Origin of the sequence: Paraburkholderia bryophila, from assembly GCF_013409255.1 — a bacterium.
In the GTDB taxonomy this organism is placed as follows: domain Bacteria; phylum Pseudomonadota; class Gammaproteobacteria; order Burkholderiales; family Burkholderiaceae; genus Paraburkholderia.
Map to the genome: position 1 here is coordinate 3,231,481 of NZ_JACCAS010000001.1, position 17,637 is coordinate 3,249,117.

At 61.5% G+C, this 17,637-nt stretch carries 23 protein-coding genes and 1 tRNA gene; 22 read left to right on the top strand and 2 right to left on the bottom strand.

What is annotated here, in order from left to right; translation table 11 throughout:
• The first annotated feature begins 19 nt into the window (after positions 1-19).
• The 5 genes from hisC to hisA all read left to right on the top strand — a co-directional run bounded on the left by hisC (position 20) and on the right by hisA (position 4,105).
• Entirely contained in the window at positions 20-1,090 is a 1,071-nt protein-coding gene (gene hisC, locus GGD40_RS14435) for a histidinol-phosphate transaminase (protein ID WP_179744053.1), read from the top strand.
• 114 nt (positions 1,091-1,204) lie between these two features.
• Positions 1,205-1,792 carry an imidazoleglycerol-phosphate dehydratase HisB gene (gene hisB / locus GGD40_RS14440; RefSeq protein ID WP_035554877.1) on the top strand — a complete coding sequence of 196 codons (588 nt, stop codon included), beginning with the start codon at positions 1,205-1,207 and terminating at the stop codon, positions 1,790-1,792.
• 87 nt (positions 1,793-1,879) lie between these two features.
• On the top strand, positions 1,880-2,500 hold the full coding sequence (locus GGD40_RS14445) for a MarC family protein (RefSeq protein ID WP_179708067.1): 621 nt from the start codon (positions 1,880-1,882) through the stop codon (positions 2,498-2,500).
• Complete coding sequence (gene hisH / locus GGD40_RS14450) at positions 2,497-3,138, top strand: imidazole glycerol phosphate synthase subunit HisH (protein ID WP_179744054.1); 642 nt, start codon at positions 2,497-2,499, stop codon at positions 3,136-3,138. The genes GGD40_RS14445 and hisH overlap by 4 nt, the downstream gene beginning before the upstream one ends.
• Positions 3,139-3,352: 214 nt before the next feature.
• A complete protein-coding gene (hisA, locus tag GGD40_RS14455) occupies positions 3,353-4,105 on the top strand; it encodes a 1-(5-phosphoribosyl)-5-[(5-phosphoribosylamino)methylideneamino]imidazole-4-carboxamide isomerase (protein WP_035554885.1) in 753 nt (250 codons plus the stop codon).
• A 34-nt stretch (positions 4,106-4,139) separates the two neighbouring features.
• Here the strand turns inward: hisA and GGD40_RS14460 are convergent, their stop codons facing one another.
• Positions 4,140-4,340 carry a hypothetical protein gene (locus GGD40_RS14460; protein WP_179708070.1) on the bottom strand — a complete coding sequence of 67 codons (201 nt, stop codon included), beginning with the start codon at positions 4,338-4,340 and terminating at the stop codon, positions 4,140-4,142.
• 27 nt (positions 4,341-4,367) lie between these two features.
• On the opposite strand from GGD40_RS14460, the gene hisF reads away from it, so the two are divergent.
• From hisF to tatC, 8 genes are all read left to right on the top strand, one after another.
• Positions 4,368-5,141 (top strand): imidazole glycerol phosphate synthase subunit HisF, encoded by a 774-nt coding sequence (gene hisF, locus GGD40_RS14465; RefSeq protein WP_179708072.1) that lies wholly within the window; start codon positions 4,368-4,370, stop codon positions 5,139-5,141.
• Between the two features lies 1 nt (position 5,142).
• Positions 5,143-5,553 (top strand): phosphoribosyl-AMP cyclohydrolase, encoded by a 411-nt coding sequence (gene hisI / locus GGD40_RS14470; RefSeq protein ID WP_179708074.1) that lies wholly within the window; start codon positions 5,143-5,145, stop codon positions 5,551-5,553.
• Positions 5,550-5,942: a phosphoribosyl-ATP diphosphatase gene (locus GGD40_RS14475; RefSeq protein WP_179744055.1), complete on the top strand. Its 393-nt coding sequence runs from the start codon at positions 5,550-5,552 to the stop codon at positions 5,940-5,942. Before hisI ends, GGD40_RS14475 begins: the two co-directional genes overlap by 4 nt.
• Positions 5,943-6,033: 91 nt before the next feature.
• Entirely contained in the window at positions 6,034-6,429 is a 396-nt protein-coding gene (locus tag GGD40_RS14480) for a DUF4870 family protein (protein WP_179708078.1), read from the top strand.
• 85 nt (positions 6,430-6,514) lie between these two features.
• Positions 6,515-6,880 (top strand): histidine triad nucleotide-binding protein, encoded by a 366-nt coding sequence (locus GGD40_RS14485; RefSeq protein WP_179744056.1) that lies wholly within the window; start codon positions 6,515-6,517, stop codon positions 6,878-6,880.
• 215 nt (positions 6,881-7,095) lie between these two features.
• Positions 7,096-7,335 carry a Sec-independent protein translocase subunit TatA gene (tatA, locus tag GGD40_RS14490; RefSeq protein WP_179744057.1) on the top strand — a complete coding sequence of 80 codons (240 nt, stop codon included), beginning with the start codon at positions 7,096-7,098 and terminating at the stop codon, positions 7,333-7,335.
• A 39-nt stretch (positions 7,336-7,374) separates the two neighbouring features.
• Positions 7,375-7,893, top strand: a complete 519-nt coding sequence (gene tatB, locus GGD40_RS14495) for a Sec-independent protein translocase protein TatB (RefSeq protein ID WP_179744058.1) — start codon at positions 7,375-7,377, stop codon at positions 7,891-7,893.
• A gap of 34 nt (positions 7,894-7,927) precedes the next feature.
• Positions 7,928-8,707, top strand: coding sequence for a twin-arginine translocase subunit TatC (gene tatC, locus GGD40_RS14500; RefSeq protein ID WP_179744059.1), 780 nt, complete (start codon positions 7,928-7,930; stop codon positions 8,705-8,707).
• Positions 8,708-8,858: 151 nt separating this feature from the next.
• Here the strand turns inward: tatC and GGD40_RS14505 are convergent, their stop codons facing one another.
• On the bottom strand, positions 8,859-10,088 hold the full coding sequence (locus GGD40_RS14505) for a Do family serine endopeptidase (RefSeq protein WP_035554907.1): 1,230 nt from the start codon (positions 10,086-10,088) through the stop codon (positions 8,859-8,861).
• A 19-nt stretch (positions 10,089-10,107) separates the two neighbouring features.
• Here GGD40_RS14505 and GGD40_RS14510 point away from each other — a divergent pair, with 19 nt between their 5' ends.
• The 9 genes from GGD40_RS14510 to GGD40_RS14550 all read left to right on the top strand — a co-directional run bounded on the left by GGD40_RS14510 (position 10,108) and on the right by GGD40_RS14550 (position 17,633).
• Positions 10,108-10,854: a Nif3-like dinuclear metal center hexameric protein gene (locus GGD40_RS14510; protein ID WP_105511148.1), complete on the top strand. Its 747-nt coding sequence runs from the start codon at positions 10,108-10,110 to the stop codon at positions 10,852-10,854.
• A gap of 268 nt (positions 10,855-11,122) precedes the next feature.
• Positions 11,123-11,743, top strand: a complete 621-nt coding sequence (gene petA, locus GGD40_RS14515; RefSeq protein ID WP_179708968.1) for a ubiquinol-cytochrome c reductase iron-sulfur subunit — start codon at positions 11,123-11,125, stop codon at positions 11,741-11,743.
• Positions 11,743-13,122: a cytochrome b gene (locus GGD40_RS14520; protein WP_179708089.1), complete on the top strand. Its 1,380-nt coding sequence runs from the start codon at positions 11,743-11,745 to the stop codon at positions 13,120-13,122. Before petA ends, GGD40_RS14520 begins: the two co-directional genes overlap by 1 nt.
• A 22-nt stretch (positions 13,123-13,144) precedes the next feature.
• Complete coding sequence (locus tag GGD40_RS14525) at positions 13,145-13,900, top strand: cytochrome c1 (RefSeq protein ID WP_179708091.1); 756 nt, start codon at positions 13,145-13,147, stop codon at positions 13,898-13,900.
• Between the two features lie 95 nt (positions 13,901-13,995).
• A complete protein-coding gene (locus GGD40_RS14530) occupies positions 13,996-14,607 on the top strand; it encodes a glutathione S-transferase N-terminal domain-containing protein (protein WP_111933005.1) in 612 nt (203 codons plus the stop codon).
• A 70-nt stretch (positions 14,608-14,677) separates the two neighbouring features.
• The gene (locus GGD40_RS14535) at positions 14,678-15,184 is read left to right on the top strand and encodes a ClpXP protease specificity-enhancing factor (RefSeq protein ID WP_179708093.1); all 507 of its coding nucleotides are present in this window, start codon (positions 14,678-14,680) and stop codon (positions 15,182-15,184) included.
• Between the two features lie 19 nt (positions 15,185-15,203).
• Positions 15,204-15,279, top strand: a tRNA-Thr gene (locus GGD40_RS14540).
• Between the two features lie 368 nt (positions 15,280-15,647).
• Positions 15,648-16,217 (top strand): TetR/AcrR family transcriptional regulator, encoded by a 570-nt coding sequence (locus GGD40_RS14545; protein WP_179744060.1) that lies wholly within the window; start codon positions 15,648-15,650, stop codon positions 16,215-16,217.
• A gap of 294 nt (positions 16,218-16,511) precedes the next feature.
• Entirely contained in the window at positions 16,512-17,633 is a 1,122-nt protein-coding gene (locus GGD40_RS14550; protein ID WP_179744061.1) for a methyltransferase, read from the top strand.
• Positions 17,634-17,637 lie beyond the last annotated feature (4 nt).

The window sequence follows — 17,637 nt, forward strand, 5'->3', positions numbered from 1 at the left end:
GTCCACTGTCCACAGATCTATGACGACACCTCAAGACATCATCCGCCGCGACGTGCTCGCCATGACGAGCTATCCGGTTCCGGACGCCACGGGCTACATCAAGCTCGACGCGATGGAAAACCCGTTCCTGCTGCCGCCGGCGCTGGCTGCGAAGCTGGGCGAGCATCTGGCGGCGGTGGCGCTGAACCGTTATCCGGCGCCGCGTCCGGAAGCGTTGATCGACAAGATCAAGCGCGTGATGGGCGTGCCGGCCGGTTGCGACGTGTTGCTCGGCAATGGTTCGGACGAGATCATCGCGATGGTGTCGATCGCGTGCGCGCAGCCGGGCGCCAAGGTGCTCGCGCCGATGCCGGGTTTCGTGATGTATCAGATGTCGGCGAAGCTGGCGAATCTGGAGTTCGTCGGCGTGCCGTTGAACGCGGATTTCACGCTCGACACTGAAGCGATGCTCGCGGCGATCGCCGAGCATCAGCCGGCGATCGTCTATCTGGCGTACCCGAACAACCCGACCGGCACAATGTTCGACGATGCCGACATGGAGCGCATCATCGCCGCAGCGAATAAGAGCCTCGTGGTGATCGACGAGGCGTACCAGCCGTTCGCGCAGCAAAGCTGGCTGCCGCGCGCCGGTGCGTACGACAACGTCGTCGTGATGCGCACGGTGTCCAAGCTCGGTCTGGCCGGCATCCGCCTCGGCTATCTGGTCGGCAAGGCGGCATGGCTGACCGAATTCGACAAAGTGCGGCCGCCGTACAACACCAACGTGCTCACGCAGGCCGCCGCCGATTTCCTGCTCGACCATATCGAGGTACTCGACGCGCAAGCCGCGCTGCTGCGCGAAGAACGCACGAAACTCGCACAGGCCGTAGCGGCACTGCCGGGCGCCGAAGTGTTCCCGAGCGCCGGCAACTTCCTGCTGGTGCGCGTGCCCGACGCGTCGGTTCTGTTCGAAACGCTGCTGACAGCGCGGGTTTTGATCAAAAACGTGAGTAAAATGCATCCATTGCTGGCGAATTGCGTGCGTTTGACCGTCGGTTCCGCGGAAGAAAATGCGCAATTGATCGCCGCACTGAAACTCGTGCTGCACTGAACGGCGTGCTGAATGACCGCGCAAGCGCTTCCTCCGTGACGGAAAAGCGCGCGCGGCCGGCCGCTTCCCCCTCCCACCTACCCATCGCTTTCTAGCTCGATTCGAGGAATTACCATGCGCCTTGCGGAAGTCGTTCGCAACACTAGCGAAACGCAGATCCGTGTGAAGATCAATCTGGACGGCACCGGTCAGCAAAAGCTGGCCACCGGTGTGCCGTTTCTGGACCACATGCTCGACCAGATCGCACGGCATGGATTGTTCGACCTCGACATCGAAGCGCATGGCGACCTGCAGATCGACGACCACCACACGGTGGAAGACGTCGGCATCACGCTCGGCCAGGCCGTCGCCAAGGCGATCGGCGATCGCAAGGGCATCGTCCGCTACGGTCATTCTTACGTGCCGCTCGACGAAGCGTTGTCGCGCGTCGTGATCGATTTTTCCGGCCGTCCGGGCCTCGAATTCCACGTGCCGTTCACGCGCGCGCGGATCGGTACGTTCGACGTCGATCTGTCGATCGAGTTTTTCCGCGGCTTCGTGAATCATGCGGGTGTCACGCTGCATATCGACAATCTGCGCGGCTTGAACGCCCACCATCAGATGGAGACGGTGTTCAAGGCGTTTGGACGTGCATTGCGCATGGCCACCGAAATGGACGCACGTGCGGCGGGGCAGATTCCGTCGACCAAGGGCAGCCTTTAAGCCCTTTAAGCGCTTGCGAACCTCCGTTAGCCGGCTTTTTTACCAGGACCGGGAGCCGCGCCGCATGGCGCTTGCGCCCCGTGTGCAATGGACATTCTGAAGTCGTTTATCTCGCTGCTGGCGCTGATCAATCCGGTCGGCGCCATCCCGTTCTTTCTGAGCCTGACGGCGCATCAAGGCGACGTCGAGCGGCGTAGAACCATCCGCATTGCGTCGATTTCGGTGTTCTGCGTGATTGCGGTGACCACGCTGCTCGGGCAGCAGATCATCAGCTTCTTCGGTATTTCGGTCGGCTCGCTCGAAGTGGGCGGCGGGATCATCATGTTGCTGATGGCGATCAACATGCTGAACGCGCAGATCGGCAACAGCCGGTCGACGCCGGAAGAGCGACACGAAGCCGAGCAGAAGGACAACATCGCGGTCGTGCCGTTGGCGATTCCGCTGTTGACCGGGCCGGGCGCGATCAGCACCACGATCATTTACGCGGCCGGTTCGGCGCACTGGTACGACCGGCTCAGCCTCATCGCGATCGGCGCGGTATTGGCGACGATCTGCTTTTTTTCGCTGCGTTTGGCCGAACCGATTGCCCGCTGGGTCGGTCGCACGGGTATCAATATCGGCACGCGGCTTATGGGTTTGATGTTATCGGCGCTGGCGGTGGAATTCATCGTCGATGGATTGAAGGCATTGCTGCCTAACTTGAAATGAAAACTTCGATAGCGATTGTGGATTACGGCATGGGCAACCTGCGTTCGGTGGCTCAGGCATTGCGCAAAGCGGCGCCGGAAGCGGACGTGGCGATCGTCGACCAGCCGGACGCGATTCGTGCGGCTGACCGTGTCGTGCTGCCCGGGCAGGGCGCGATGCCTGACTGCATGCGCAGCCTCGGCGAGTCCGGGCTGCAGGAAGCGGTGCTTGAAGCCTCGCGCAGCAAGCCGCTGATGGGCGTGTGCATCGGCGAGCAGATGCTGTTCGACTGGAGCGCCGAGGGCGATACGCCCGGTCTCGGTCTGTTGCCGGGCAAGGTGCTGCGTTTCGACCTGGCCGGCCAGGTGCAGGACGACGGCTCGCGCTTCAAGGTCCCGCAAATGGGCTGGAACCGTGTGCGCCAGGCGCAGCCGCATCCGCTGTGGGACGGTGTGGCCGACAACGCCTTTTTCTATTTCGTGCATAGCTACTATGTTGTGCCCGACAATGCCGCCCATACAACCGGCGAAACGGTGTACGGTGTGCCCTTTACCTCGGCGGTGGCGCGGGATAACATCTTCGCGACCCAATTCCACCCGGAAAAGAGCGCCGAAGCGGGGCTGCGTGTGTATCGCAACTTCGTGCACTGGAACCCGTGAGCGCCTTTCTTCATCCTGTTGCCGTGTGCCGTTCCGCCACAAGCGGAGCGTGCGCCGCGCGCCACGACCGTAACACCCAGACCTTGCTGCCGGATGGCGCTCGGCTGGGGAGTCGAAAAAGTTGTACTAAACTAGCGAAACGGCGTTCCGGCGGGCTGGCTCACCAGCCGCTGCCGCCGACCATCAACCCCTTCCCAGACAACACCCGATTGCTATGCTGCTGATTCCCGCCATCGACCTGAAAGATGGTCACTGTGTACGCCTCAAGCAGGGCGATATGGACCAGGCGACAATTTTTTCCGAGGAACCGGCGGCAATGGCCCGACATTGGGTCGACCGCGGCGCCCGGCGTCTGCACCTCGTCGACCTGAACGGCGCGTTCGCCGGCAAGCCGAAGAATGAAGACGCGATCCGCGCGATCATCGAGGAAGTGGGCGGCGCGATTCCCGTGCAACTGGGCGGCGGCATCCGCGACCTGAACACGATCGAACGCTATCTCGACGACGGCTTGTCGTACGTGATCATCGGCACGGCGGCGGTGAAGAATCCGGGCTTTCTGCAGGACGCCTGCACGGCGTTCGGCGGTCATATCATCGTCGGCCTGGACGCGAAAGACGGCAAGGTCGCAACCGACGGCTGGAGCAAGCTGACCGGCCACGAAGTCGCCGATCTCGCGCGCAAGTTCGAGGATTACGGCTGCGAATCGATCATCTATACCGACATCGGCCGCGACGGCATGCTGCAAGGCATCAACATCGAAGCGACGGTGCGCCTCGCGCGCGCGGTGAAGATTCCGGTGATCGCGAGCGGCGGCTTGTCGAACCTCGCGGACATCGAGTCGCTGTGCGAAGTCGAGGACGAAGGCATTGAAGGCGTGATCTGCGGCCGGGCGATCTACTCGGGCGATCTCGACTTCACGGCCGCGCAGACGCTCGCGGACCGACTGCGCGAATCGGACGACGCTTAAGGCGGCTTTGGGACTTCGGGCACGCGCCCTTGGTTCACGCTTCTTCGGGCGCGAGTTTCGGATTGGCGCCTCGGTCAGGCATTGCCGGCAACGGATCGTCGGCGTCTGACGCTATCGCGGCGGCGCCGTCCACAGCAGGCGTGCTCATGCTGTCCGCGTACGACACACCGGCGGCGTAGCTCGCCGCTACCGGCCGCGCCGGCCCTGCGCCGCTCGCCCACGCGAGCGGCCTCATCAGCGGTATTGGCAGAATTGCACGATCATGGCTCTAGCTAAACGCATCATCCCCTGTCTCGACGTCACGGCTGGCCGCGTGGTCAAGGGCGTCAACTTCGTCGAACTGCGCGATGCCGGCGATCCCGTCGAAATCGCCCGCCGCTACGACGATCAGGGCGCCGACGAACTCACCTTCCTCGACATCACCGCGACCTCCGATCAGCGCGATCTGATCCTGCCGATCATCGAAGCGGTCGCTTCGCAAGTGTTCATTCCGCTGACGGTCGGCGGCGGCGTGCGCGCCGTCGAAGACGTGCGGCGCCTGCTGAACGCGGGCGCGGACAAGATCAGCATGAACTCGTCGGCGGTGGCGAATCCGCAGCTCGTTAAAGACGCTACGGATAAGTACGGCTCGCAATGCATCGTCGTCGCGATCGACGCGAAGCGCGTGTCCGCGGACGGCGAAACGCCGCGCTGGGAAGTCTTCACGCATGGCGGGCGCAAGGCCACCGGCCTCGAAGCGGTCGAATGGGCGCGCAAGATGGCCGAACTCGGCGCCGGCGAAATCCTGCTGACCAGCATGGACCGCGATGGCACCAAAAGCGGCTTCGATCTCGCGCTCACGCGCGCGGTGTCGGACGCGGTGTCGATTCCCGTGATCGCTTCGGGCGGCGTGGGCAACCTGCAGCATCTGGCCGACGGCATTAAAGACGGTCACGCGGATGCGGTGCTGGCCGCCAGCATCTTCCACTACGGCGAGCACACGGTCGGCGAGGCCAAGCGCTTCATGGCCGAGCAAGGCATTTCGGTGAGGTTGTAACGTGGTGAATCCAACGGCCGTGACCTGGCTCGACAAGGTCAAGTGGGACGCGAACGGCCTCGTGCCGGTGATCGCGCAGGAAGCGTCGACGAACGACGTGCTGATGTTCGCGTGGATGAACCGCGAAGCGCTGGCCAAAACCATCGAACTGAATCGCGCGGTGTATTTCTCGCGCTCGCGTCAGCGGCTGTGGTTCAAGGGCGAAGAGTCCGGCCACGTGCAGCACGTGCATGAAGTGCGGCTCGATTGCGACGAAGACGTCGTGCTGCTGAAGGTGGAGCAGGTGTCGGGCATTGCCTGCCACACCGGCCGTCACTCGTGCTTTTTCCAGAAATTCGAAGGCTCGGTGGACGATGGCGACTGGGTTGCCGTCGATCCCGTGCTGAAAGACCCCGAACACATCTACAAATGACGCAATCCACGCCCACCACGGAATCCGCTTCGTCCACCACCGACACGCTGATGCGCCTCGCGGCGATCATCGACAGCCGCAAGGGCGGCGATCCGGATGTCTCGTACGTGTCGCGCCTGTTCCACAAGGGCGACGACGCGATCCTCAAGAAGATCGGCGAAGAAGCTACTGAAGTGGTGCTGGCCGCCAAAGACACGCGCCACGGCGGCGCGCCGAAGGCGCTGGTCGGTGAAGTCGCGGATCTGTGGTTTCACTGTCTCGTGATGCTGTCGCACTTCGAGTTGAGCCCGGCGGACGTGCTCGCCGAACTTGAACGACGCGAAGGCCTGTCGGGCATCGAGGAAAAGGCGCTGCGCAAAAGCCGCGAGCGCGAGCAGAACGGCGACTGAATGCCGCGAGCGTTGCCTCGCCTTGAATTGGCGGGGGGCGGCGCTCATATAGCGGTGAGTACATCGATCGCATCCACGGGAGGACGCCAGCATGGAACAGTCGCACGAAAGCTACCCGCCGCCGGTCTATCGCAACGCCATCGAGCCGGAACGCGAACGCAGCCTGCGCACGCTCACGCACATTCTGTACGCGCTGTACGCGGTGCATTGGCTCACGGGCGGCGTGTCGATCCTGGTCGCGATCATCATCAATTACATCAAGCGGCCCGACGTGGCGGGCACGCCGTACGAAGCCCACTTCGAATGGCAGATCCGTTCGTTCTGGGTGGCGCTGGTGGGTTATGCGATCGGCGGCGTGCTGCTGTTCGTGCTGGTCGGCATACCGATCCTGTGGGCCGTCAGCATCTGGATGTTGTACCGTATTATCAAGGGCTGGCTGTATCTGTACGATAACAAGCCGTTCGCGAATCCGCGTAGCTGGGTTTGAGCGTCGTCCGATCATGGGTCGGACCTGAGTTCAGCATCCCGCCGCGTGGCACTTCGCGCTCCAGCCCTACTGCGTCAGGAATACGATGAGTCACGACCCGAACTGCCTTTTCTGCAAGATCGCCGCCGGCGAAATTCCGTCGACCAAAGTCCACGAAGACGAAGAGTTCCTGGCCTTCCGCGACATCCGTCCGGCGGCCGAAACGCATGTGCTGGTGATTCCGCGCAAGCACCTGCCGACCCTGTCGAATTGCACCGAAAACGATGCACCGCTGCTTGGTAGAATGCTTGTCTTGGTGGCGCGTCTAGCCGACCAGTTGGGCGTGGCGTACACCGGTGGCGAGACGGGTTTTCGCACGGTGATCAACACCGGGCCGGGCGGTGGGCAAGAGGTGTATCACCTGCACGCGCACATTCTTGCGGGGCCGCGTCCGTGGCAACGCATGGGCTGATAGCGCGGCCGCGGGTTTTTACGGCATTGTAATAACGCCGACGCGGTCGGCCGGACACAATGCCGTTCGCTGGTTGCGGCAGTGCTGTGGTGCCGTCGGTTGCATCGGAACAGCTCGCGGTAACGTATAGATGAAGCGGCAGCGCTTCGAGTCACGCCGCAAGGCGCAAGAGTTTTGCCGCTCACTGGGCGGCGTCGGGGTTAAGGAGAGTAGTCATGGGTTCGTTTAGCATTTGGCATTGGCTGATCGTGTTGCTGATCGTGGCGCTCGTGTTCGGCACGAAGAAGCTGCGCAATATCGGCGGCGATCTGGGCGGCGCGGTGAAGGGCTTCAAGGAAGGCATGAAAGAAGCCGAAACGCCCGCAGGCGAAGCGCAGCAGCGTGAACTGCCGCGCAACGGCGCCGTGGATGTGGAAGCGAAGGAAAAGACGCCGCGTTCCGGCGATTACCGCTAAGCCGCGGCTTACCCGCGTTACTGACGGACATTCCACTTCATGCTGGACCTCGGTCTAACCAAGATGGCGCTGATCGGCGTCGTCGCGCTGGTCGTACTCGGGCCTGAGCGCCTGCCACGCGTCGCCCGTACGGCCGGCGCGCTGTTCGGCCGCGCGCAGCGGTATATCAACGACGTCAAGGCCGAAGTTACTCGCGAAATCGAACTCGACGAACTACGTCGTATGAAAACCGAGTTCGAAGCGGCGGCGAGCAATGTCGAAACGTCCGTTCAGGACAATCTGCGCAAGCACGAAACCGAACTGAACGACGCGTGGAACAGCGGCACGTCGGTGTCGCCGAGCATTGCCGGCGGCTCGCTCGAAGACGTCGGCACGACGTCGTGGCCCAGCAGTACGCCGGCCGCCGGTCCGAAGCGCAAGAACTGGCGCGTCAAGCAGGGGGCCATGCCCACCTGGTACAAGCGCGCCACCGTGCGCCGCACGCGCGTGCAGTCGGGTGCGGCGCGCGTCGCGCGTCATACGCCGGTCACCATGCGTCGTCCGACGCGGTTCTTCTGATGATCAGAACGACAATCTCTAACCGAGGGCCGGCGTGAGCGACCCCCAGCAAACCCAGGACGAAGGCACTGAAGAGACCTTCATTTCCCACCTCGTTGAATTGCGCGATCGCATCATTCGCGCCGGCCTCGCCGTCATCGTGGTGTTCGTCGGGCTCGTGTATTGGGCGCCGGATATTTTCCGGCTGCTGGCGCGCCCGCTGATGCAGAACTTGCCGAAGGACGGCAAGATGATCGTCACGGATGTGACCGGCTCGTTCTTCGTGCCGATGAAGGTGACCATGCTGGTCGCTTTCGTGATCGCGCTGCCTATCGTGCTGTACCAGATCTGGGCATTCGTCGCGCCGGGTCTTTACCAGCACGAGAAGAAGCTGGTCGGGCCGCTGGTAGGCAGCAGCTACACGCTGTTCCTGTGCGGCATGGCGTTCGCGTACTTCGTGGTGTTCCCGACCATCTTTCGCGTGATGGCGCACTACAACGCGCCGCTCGGCGCGGAGATGACGACCGACATCGACAATTACCTGAGCTTCGTGCTGACCATGTTCCTCGCGTTCGGCGTGACGTTCGAAGTGCCGATCATCGTGGTGCTGCTGGTCCGCATGAATGTGCTGACCATCAAGAAGCTCAGGGAGATTCGCCCGTACGTGATCGTCGGCGCGTTCATCATTTCCGCCGTGGTGACGCCGCCGGACGTGTTCTCGCAACTGATTCTGGCGATTCCGCTGATCGTGCTGTACGAGGCTGGGATCATCGCGGCGCGGCTGATTGTCGGCAAACAGACGGCTGTGACCGACGAGGCAAGTGCGTCGGATTGATGTTGATATCGTTTCGCTGGCGAGAGGTGCTAGTTAAAGCGAGGCGGTGAGTCAAAAAGGTCAAGGGCCAAGGTCAAGGCAAACAAAAAGGGCAGTCCATTGCGGACTGCCCTTTTTGCTTTTACTGCGGTGTTCGTCCAGCCGCCGTCGTTCAACCGCCGTCGTCGTCCTGCTGATCGCCGCCGCCGTTGTCGTTATCTTCAGCCGGCTGCTTGGGCGGCGCGGGGCGCTTGCCGATCGTCACATCCAGATCCATTTCGCGGCTCTTACGCACGAGGTGCACCTTCGCGGCTGTGCCCGGCTTGATCTGCGCAATCACGTTCAACAGCCGCGTGGTGTCGGTAATCTCCTGACCGTTCACGCTGACCAGGATGTCGCCCGGCTTGATGCCCGCGCGGTCGGCAGGACCATTTTTCAACACCCCGGCGACGATCGCCCCCGACTTCTGCTCGAGCCCGAACGACTCGGCGATCTCCGGCGTCACGTCCTGCGGCTCGACGCCGATCCAGCCGCGCGTGACCGATCCGGTCGTGATGATGCTCTCCAGTACGCTACGCGCCGTCGACACCGGGATCGCGAAGCCGATGCCCAACGACCCGCCCGAACGCGAATAAATCGCCGTGTTGATACCGAGAAGATTGCCGTTCACGTCGACCAGTGCGCCGCCCGAGTTACCCGGATTGATTGCCGCGTCGGTCTGAATGAAGTTCTCGAACGTGTTAATGCCGAGGTGGCTGCGCCCGAGCGCGCTGACAATGCCCATGGTCACCGTCTGGCCGACGCCGAACGGATTGCCGATCGCCAGCACGACATCGCCCACGCGCGTCTGGTCCATACGGCCGAGCGTGATGGTGGGCAGGTTGGTCATGTTGACCTTCAGCACGGCCAGGTCCGTTTCCGGATCGACGCCGATCACCTTCGCGGTCGTGGTGCGACCATCGGCCAGCGCGATTTCGATCTGATCGGCGCCGTCCACGACGTGCTGGTTCGTTAGAATGTAACCTTCCGAACTCACTATCACACCCGAGCCCAGGTTGGATGCGGGCTCCTGCTGCTGCTTACGGTTGTTCTTGTCACCGAAGAAGTAGCGGAACAGCGGATCTTTCGCGCGCGGGTCGGGTGGCAGTGAGCCATCCTTGCTGGAGAACACGTTGACGACCGCGGGCATCGCCTTCTGGGCGGCGTCTGCATAAGACGCCTGAGCGGGGCCGCCGCCGATGCCAGGCGCTACTTCCCGGAGGGCGACGATCGGTTCGGCGAGTTGCTTGCCGAATTGCCCTTGACGCTGGAGCCACTGCGGTTTGAGCGTCGCAATGATGAACATCAGCGCCAACAGCACAGTCACCGCTTGGGCAAAGAACAGCCAAAAGCGTCTAAGCATCTGAAGACTAGAGGTTTATATGGATCGGATCGAACTTGAATTGTACTTGAACAATCTCCTTGAAACCGCGCGCTTCAAGGACTATTGCCCCAATGGATTGCAGGTCGAAGGGCGACGTCGGATAAATAAGCTCGCGACCGGCGTGACCGCGTCGGTGGCCTTTCTGGAGGCCGCGCTCGATTGGGGCGCGGACGCCGTGCTGGTCCATCACGGCTACTTCTGGCGCAACGAAGCGCCGCAGATCACGGGTCGCAAACACGCGCGCCTGAAGCTGCTGATCGCCAACGACCTGAACCTGTTCGCCTACCACCTGCCGCTCGACGACCATCCGCTGTTCGGCAACAACGCGCAGATCGGCGAGAAGATGGGTTGGATCAGCGACGCGCGTTTCGGCGACAACGACCTCGGCTGGCTTGCCACGTTTCCGATGCCGATCACGCTCTCGCACCTCACCGCCGAAATCGAGCAGACGCTCGGCCGCACGCCGCTCGTGTTCGGCGACCCGGATCGCGAGCTGCGTCGCGTGGGCTGGTGCACGGGCGCCGCGCAAGGCATGTTCGAGGCCGCCATCAACGCGGGCGCCGACGTCTATCTGACCGGCGAAGTCTCGGAGTCGGTCATGCACACGTCGGCGGAAAGCGGCGTGGCGTTTCTCGCGGCCGGCCATCACGCCACTGAGCGCTTCGGCGTGCAGGCCGTGGGCAAGCATCTGTCCGAGCAATTCGATATCGAGCACGTGTTTATCGATATCCCTAATCCGGTTTGAATTGCCCGATAGGTCAACGAGGCAAAAGCGAGGCAAAAGCGGCGAAATGCCGCACCACGCGTATTAGCGAAGAAAAAGGTACGAATAACGCATAAGACGCTTAAAAGAAGACGCAAAAAAGTTTGCGATTTGTACGGAGAAACCCTGAGTTATCAAGGGCTTCGCACGGTTTTTGGCAATCGGCCCTTGTAAATGGCGACTCCATTCGCGCAAACTAGCGGCGGTAGAAGACGTGAAGGAAAAATCCAACTCAGAAGTGGGGCGTGTGATGCGAGACAAGGAAGATGAACGCGTCGACGGCGGCCGCCGTACCTGGCTGATTGCGACGACCGTAGCAGGTGGCATAGGAGGCGTTGCCACTGTCGTACCCTTTGTTAGTTCGTTTGCACCATCTGAAAAGGCCAAGGCAGCAGGTGCCCCGGTCGAAGTCGATATCAGTAATCTCAAGCCCGGCGACATGATGACCGTTGCCTGGCGCGGTAAGCCGGTGTGGATCATCAACCGCACCGACAGAATGCTCGCCGATGTCCAGAAAGCCGATAACGAAGTAGCGGATCCCCATACCAAGAATCCCTTTTCGATGCCGTTGCCGGAATACTGCAACAACGAATTCCGTTCACGCACCGATCACAAGAACCTTTTTGTCGCCGTCGCCGTGTGCACCCATCTGGGCTGCACGCCGACACCGCGCTTCCAGGAGGGCGCGCAGCCCAATCTGCCGGACGACTGGCCAGGCGGCTTTCTGTGCCCTTGCCATGGCTCGACCTATGACATGGCCGGCCGCGTCTTCAAGAACAAACCTGCGCCACAGAACCTCGATATCCCGCCCTACGTGTTCACAACGGCCACCAGCCTCGTGATCGGCAAGGACGAGAAAGGAGAAGCGTAATGGCGATCGAACACGAAGTAGAGACGACCGGGCTGGTCGGCTGGATCGACCGGCGCTTTCCGCTGACCTCCACCTGGAAAAAGCACGTTTCCGAGTACTACGCGCCGAAGAACTTCAATTTCTGGTACTTCTTCGGTTCGCTCGCGTTGTTGGTGCTGGTCAATCAGATCGTCACCGGCATCTTCCTCACCATGAACTACAAGCCCGACGCGACGCTCGCGTTCTCGTCGGTCGAGTACATCATGCGCGAGGTGCCGTGGGGCTGGCTGATTCGCTATATGCACTCGACGGGCGCGTCGATGTTCTTCGTCGTCGTGTATCTGCATATGTTCCGCGGGCTGATGTACGGCTCGTACCGCAAGCCACGCGAACTGGTGTGGGTGTTCGGCTGCGCGATCTTTCTGTGCCTGATGGCCGAGGCGTTCTTCGGCTACCTGCTGCCGTGGGGGCAAATGTCGTTCTGGGGCGCGCAGGTGATCGTGAACCTGTTCTCGGCGATTCCGTTCATCGGGCCGGATCTGTCGCTGTGGATCCGCGGCGACTATGTGGTTTCGGACGTCACGCTGAACCGCTTCTTCGCGTTTCACGTGATCGCGATTCCGCTGGTGCTGATCGGGCTGGTGGTCGCGCATCTGGTGGCGCTGCACGAAGTGGGGTCGAACAACCCGGACGGTATCGAGATCAAGGCGAAGAAGGATCCGGACGGCATTCCGCTCGACGGTATTCCGTTCCACCCGTACTACTCGGTGCACGATTTCATGGGCGTGTCGGTGTTCCTGTTTATTTTCGCCGCGATCATTTTCTTCGCGCCGGAAATGGGCGGGTACTTCCTGGAAGCGAATAACTTCATTCCGGCTAATCCGCTGCAAACGCCACAGGAAATTGCGCCAGTGTGGTACTTCACCGCGTTCTATGCGATGTTGCGCGCCACGACCGACCCGTTCAAGATCGTGCTGATGATCGTGATCGCGTTGCTCGGCCTGCTCGCGCTGGTGCGTGCGCGCGGCAAGTGGAAGCTCGGCTTGCCGGCGCTCGCGGTGCTGGTGATTCTGGCCATGGCTTTCACCGAATCGAAGTTCTGGGGCGTGGTGGTGATGGGCGGCGCGGTGATTTCGCTGTTCTTCCTGCCGTGGCTCGACCGTTCGCCGGTGAAGTCGATCCGCTACCGGCCGTTCTTTCACAAGGTGTTCTACGGGATCTTCGTGGTCGCTTTCCTGACGCTCGGTTTCCTCGGTACGAAGCCGCCGTCGCCGGTTTCCACGCTGATCGCGCAGATCTGCGCACTGATCTATTTCGCGTTTTTCCTCGGTATGCCCTTCTGGACGCGGCTTGGCACGTTCAAGCAGCCACCCGAACGGGTGCGGTTCAAGCCTCACTAATCGCAAGCCAGGAGAACACGAAATGAAAAAACTGCTGACGAAGTGCGCGCTGATCGGCGCGACACTGCTTGCGGTGCTGGGTACACCGGCGCACGCGGACGAGAATTTCCCTCTCGACCGCGCGCCCGATAACGCGGAGAATTTCGCTTCTTTGCAGCACGGCGCGCAATTGTTTGTAAACTACTGCCTGAATTGTCACAGCGCGAACCTGATGCGCTACAACCGGCTGACCGACCTCGGCATCACGCCGGCGGAAATTCAGTCGAACCTGCTGTTCAGTACCGACAAGGTCGGCAACACCATGACCGTGGCGATGCGCCCGGACGACGCGAAAGCGTGGTTCGGCGCGGCTCCGCCGGATTTGTCGGTGGAAGCGCGGGCGCGCGGCAAAGACTGGCTGTACACGTATCTGCGCAGTTTTTATCGCGACGATACGCGGCCGACCGGCTGGAACAATCTGGTGTATGAAAACGTGAGCATGCCGCATGTGCTGTGGCAGCTTCAGGGGCAACGTACCGCGAAGTTCGGTGACGAAACCGACGAAAAAACGGGCGAGACGGTACACAAATTTGTCGGCTACCAGCAGGTCACTCCGGGGACGATGTCGCCGGTAGATTATGATTCTGCTGTGGCCGACCTCGTGTCGTACCTGTCATGGATGTCCGAACCGACGCAGAAAACCCGCAAACAGCTTGGCGTGTGGGTACTGATGTTCCTCGGCGTCCTGAGCTTTTTCGCCTGGCGACTGAACGCCGCGTACTGGAAACATATCAAATAAACACGCCGTCACGCGGCGTGGGGCCGGCGCCAGGAAAAACCTGCTGAACGGTTTTTCCGTGCGCTGGCCTTTCAGCTTTTTGAGGAAACGTAAACATGATGGTTCTGTATTCCGGCACAACTAGCCCGTTCTGCCAGCGCTGCCGGCTGGTGTTGTTCGAAAAGGGCATGGACTTCGAAATCCGCGACGTCGACCTGTTTAACAAGCCGGAAGACATCGCCGTGATGAATCCGTATGGTCAAGTGCCGATTCTCGTCGAACGGGACCTGATTCTGTACGAATCGAACATCATCAACGAGTACATCGACGAGCGCTTCCCGCACCCGCAACTGATGCCGGCCGATCCGGTTCAGCGCGCGCGCGCCCGTCTGTTCCTGCTGAACTTCGAAAAGGAACTGTTCGTTCACGTCGGCACGCTCGAAAACGAAAAGGGCAAGGCCGCCGAAAAGAATCACGAGAAGGCCCGTCTCGCGATCCGCGATCGCCTGACGCAGCTCGCGCCGATCTTCCTGAAGAACAAGTACATGCTCGGCGAAGATTTCTCGATGCTCGACGTCGCGATCGCGCCGTTGCTGTGGCGTCTGGATCACTACGGCATCGAACTGTCGAAGAACGCAGCACCGCTGATGAAGTACGCCGAGCGCATTTTCAGCCGCCCGGCTTATATCGAAGCGCTGACGCCGTCGGAAAAGGTGATGCGTCGTTGAGTTTGGCTTTAGGGTGAGGGCGTCGCGCGGCTGTCGTAGCGCGGCCCCGCATCCGGTAAGAGGACTGTTGATGCAAGAGATTTCCACCAAGCCCTATCTGCTGCGCGCGTTGTACGAGTGGTGCACGGATAACGGCTATACGCCGCACATCGCGGTCCGGGTCGACAATCAGACGCGCGTGCCGCGTCAGTTCGTGCGTGACAACGAAATCGTGTTGAACATCAGCTTCGAGGCGACCAGCCAGCTGCAGATGGGCAACGAGTGGATCGAGTTCAGCGCGCGCTTTTCCGGCAAGTCGCACAAGATCGAGGTGCCGATCGCCAATATTCTCGCGATCTACGCGCGCGAAAACGGCCAAGGCATGGCGTTTCCGGTCGAGTCGGCGGGCGGTGAAGCACAGGATTCGGGTGCGGACGCGGAACTGGCGGACGAAACCGAAGCGCCGGCCGCACCGCGCGCGGTCGAGACTTCGGCCGCCGACGTGGCCGCCAAAGCTGAGGCCGCGACGGACGGCCCGCAGCCGGACGACGATGGTTCAAAAGGTGGCGGAAGGGCTCGCCTCAAGATCGTAAAATGAAGTAGAATCACGCCCTCATGCCGGCTTAGCTCATCAGGTAGAGCGCTTGACTTGTAATCATGAGGTGGCGGGTTCGAGTCCTGCAGCCGGCACCAGAAGTACAAAACGGGGTTTCTGTTCATTCAGAAACCCCGTTTTTTTATTGGCGTTTTCGTAAACAGCGTCTGGCGCGGACGCGTAAACGAAACGAGTGGCGGGCACGCAATGCATGTCCGCCACTCGAGGGCAATTCAAAAGCTTTATTTTTAATTGGCGCTTTGGAGGCGGTGGTGCGGCGCCTCAGTGCACGATCTCTCAGGTCCTAGTGGGTACGGCCTTTCCCACAGGTTGAGAACGACTATAGCTGGGCGATACGGATCTGTCTATTGTTTGGCGGGAAAGCCCTGGTTACCCCCAAACGACGGAGATAGACAAGTTACTGCACTTGTATAATCAATACGCATAATTTATTACCAAGGTCGCCGTGTCAGATAAGCGTCAACAGATTCTCGATACCGCAACGCTGCTGTTCAGCAAGCATGGTTACCACGCCGTGGGGGTGGACTGGATCATCGCCGAATCCGGGGTGGCGAAAATGACCATGTACCGGCATTTCCCGTCCAAGACCGACCTGGTGATCGCCGTATTGCGGCAGCGTCAGGAGCAATGCGCGGTGTCGCTCAAAGCTTTTGTCGAGGAGGCCGATGCACCGCTCGTTCGTCTCGAACGGGTGTTCGACTGGCATCAGGACTGGTTTAGCAGCGAGACCTTCACGGGCTGCATGTTCACGCACGCTGCAGCCGAGTTTGCCGACAAAGGCAGCAGCATCCACGAAATTAGCGTCGAACAGAAAGCAGATCTCACGCAATTCATCGAGCAACTGCTGGGGGATCTTGTGTCGTCCGCAAAGGCCAAAATCCTCGCGCCCGTCATGGTGATGCTGCTCGACGGCGCCACGTTGGCGGTGCAGATCTCCAGTCGAAAAGGCGCGGCCGGCGAGGCCTGGAATGCCGCGCGCGCCTTGCTGGCTGTGCATTCTGAGGTAATGGCCTGACTCCACGACAGGTGAAAGAGACGGGCCTGCCAAGCGTAGCGGTGAGGCGCCGAGCGGTCGAAAATCCCCCTGTCTCCTTCACCTTGTCGATTGTGGACTATTTTGTCTATTTTCCGTTCGCCGGTAATGGCGACAAGCCTGTTCACCAACGAATAGCGCACCGCTTACCCGGATGACAGAGGTACTATTCGGGCGTCAGTCAGTCGGCATCACTATCCAGTACTCCGGCGGGCAACGCCCCCGACGACGCGAGTTTTCACCGCGTCCCTCCCGCAACACCGATCTCACCTCACCATGACCAGCCCCGCACTCATTACCTGGCCCGAAGCCGAAGGCCCTCGCACTGCGCGTTGGCGCTCCGAAGCGGCCGTGCCGCCGCCCAAACGCGTTGTCGTCGCCGACGACCGCACGACCGCCGACTCGGCTTACCGCCTTGCATGCGAAGGCACGGCGCTGCTATGGAACGGCGACTTCCAGAACGCCCGCCAATTGCTGCAGGCCGTCACGCGACGGCTCGAGCGCAAACCGCGCAAACAAGGCGAAACGCCGGTCGACGCATTCAACCTGCATCGGCAGGCGCAGTCGCAACGCGCGCGCACGCTCGGCATGATCCTGATTCCGCTCGACGCCGCGTACGCCATTCCGCTGCGTCGCGCGCCCGAAGTGCAGCAGGCCTGCGTCGAAACCTACGGGCCGACCGATGAGGCATCGGTCGTCTCGTTGCGCGAATTGCTCGGTCTGATCGGCGCGCACGAGTGGCGCAAGAAGGGTGTCGAGATTCCCGCGCTCAGCGAGCGCATTCATCCGCATTACGGTGTGTTCTCGCCGGTGCGTGGCGAATATGTGGATCTCGTCGCACGCACGCCGCTGCCGTCGTTGAACAAGGCGTTCGATATCGGCACCGGCACCGGCGTGTTGGCCGCGTTGCTCGCCAAGCGCGGTGTGAAGAAAATCGTCGCGACCGATCAGGATCCGCGCGCGCTCGACTGCGCGCGCGAGAACCTCACGCGCCTCGGTTATGACCAGCAGGTCGACGTGGTGAAGGCCGATCTGTTTCCGGAGGGGCGCGCTCCGCTGGTGGTCTGCAATCCGCCGTGGGTGCCGGCGCGGCCCGCGTCGCCGCTCGAACATGCCGTCTACGATGCGGACAGCCGTATGCTGCTCGGTTTCCTGAATGGGCTGGCCGGGCATCTGTCGCCGGGCGGCGAAGGCTGGCTGATCCTGTCGGATTTTGCCGAGCATCTCGGGCTGCGTTCGCGCGAATGGTTGCTCGAAGCAATCGACAAGGCGGGGCTGACGGTGGTGGGACGTGAGGATATTCGTCCGCGGCATCCGAAATCGACCGATGAGACCGACGCGCTTCATGCGGCGCGTGTGGCTGAGTTGACGTCGTTGTGGCGGTTGAAGGCGCGCTAAGCGC

Excerpts from the sequence above, each read along its gene's own strand:
- tatB (WP_179744058.1), top strand. The coding sequence starts at position 7,375 with ATGCTGGACCTCGGTCTAACCAAGATGGCGCTGATCGGCGTCGTCGCG.
- GGD40_RS14550 (WP_179744061.1), top strand. The coding sequence starts at position 16,512 with ATGACCAGCCCCGCACTCATTACCTGGCCCGAAGCCGAAGGCCCTCGC.
- hisB (WP_035554877.1), top strand. The coding sequence starts at position 1,205 with ATGCGCCTTGCGGAAGTCGTTCGCAACACTAGCGAAACGCAGATCCGT.
- GGD40_RS14510 (WP_105511148.1), top strand. The coding sequence starts at position 10,108 with ATGGATCGGATCGAACTTGAATTGTACTTGAACAATCTCCTTGAAACC.
- petA (WP_179708968.1), top strand. The coding sequence starts at position 11,123 with ATGCGAGACAAGGAAGATGAACGCGTCGACGGCGGCCGCCGTACCTGG.
- GGD40_RS14535 (WP_179708093.1), top strand. The coding sequence starts at position 14,678 with ATGCAAGAGATTTCCACCAAGCCCTATCTGCTGCGCGCGTTGTACGAG.
- GGD40_RS14480 (WP_179708078.1), top strand. The coding sequence starts at position 6,034 with ATGGAACAGTCGCACGAAAGCTACCCGCCGCCGGTCTATCGCAACGCC.
- GGD40_RS14520 (WP_179708089.1), top strand. The coding sequence starts at position 11,743 with ATGGCGATCGAACACGAAGTAGAGACGACCGGGCTGGTCGGCTGGATC.
- hisF (WP_179708072.1), top strand. The coding sequence starts at position 4,368 with ATGGCTCTAGCTAAACGCATCATCCCCTGTCTCGACGTCACGGCTGGC.
- GGD40_RS14485 (WP_179744056.1), top strand. The coding sequence starts at position 6,515 with ATGAGTCACGACCCGAACTGCCTTTTCTGCAAGATCGCCGCCGGCGAA.
- GGD40_RS14505 (WP_035554907.1), bottom strand. The coding sequence starts at position 10,088 with ATGCTTAGACGCTTTTGGCTGTTCTTTGCCCAAGCGGTGACTGTGCTG.
- hisA (WP_035554885.1), top strand. The coding sequence starts at position 3,353 with ATGCTGCTGATTCCCGCCATCGACCTGAAAGATGGTCACTGTGTACGC.
- GGD40_RS14475 (WP_179744055.1), top strand. The coding sequence starts at position 5,550 with ATGACGCAATCCACGCCCACCACGGAATCCGCTTCGTCCACCACCGAC.
- hisC (WP_179744053.1), top strand. The coding sequence starts at position 20 with ATGACGACACCTCAAGACATCATCCGCCGCGACGTGCTCGCCATGACG.
- GGD40_RS14530 (WP_111933005.1), top strand. The coding sequence starts at position 13,996 with ATGATGGTTCTGTATTCCGGCACAACTAGCCCGTTCTGCCAGCGCTGC.
- GGD40_RS14525 (WP_179708091.1), top strand. The coding sequence starts at position 13,145 with ATGAAAAAACTGCTGACGAAGTGCGCGCTGATCGGCGCGACACTGCTT.
- hisH (WP_179744054.1), top strand. The coding sequence starts at position 2,497 with ATGAAAACTTCGATAGCGATTGTGGATTACGGCATGGGCAACCTGCGT.
- tatA (WP_179744057.1), top strand. The coding sequence starts at position 7,096 with ATGGGTTCGTTTAGCATTTGGCATTGGCTGATCGTGTTGCTGATCGTG.
- GGD40_RS14460 (WP_179708070.1), bottom strand. The coding sequence starts at position 4,340 with ATGAGGCCGCTCGCGTGGGCGAGCGGCGCAGGGCCGGCGCGGCCGGTA.
- GGD40_RS14445 (WP_179708067.1), top strand. The coding sequence starts at position 1,880 with ATGGACATTCTGAAGTCGTTTATCTCGCTGCTGGCGCTGATCAATCCG.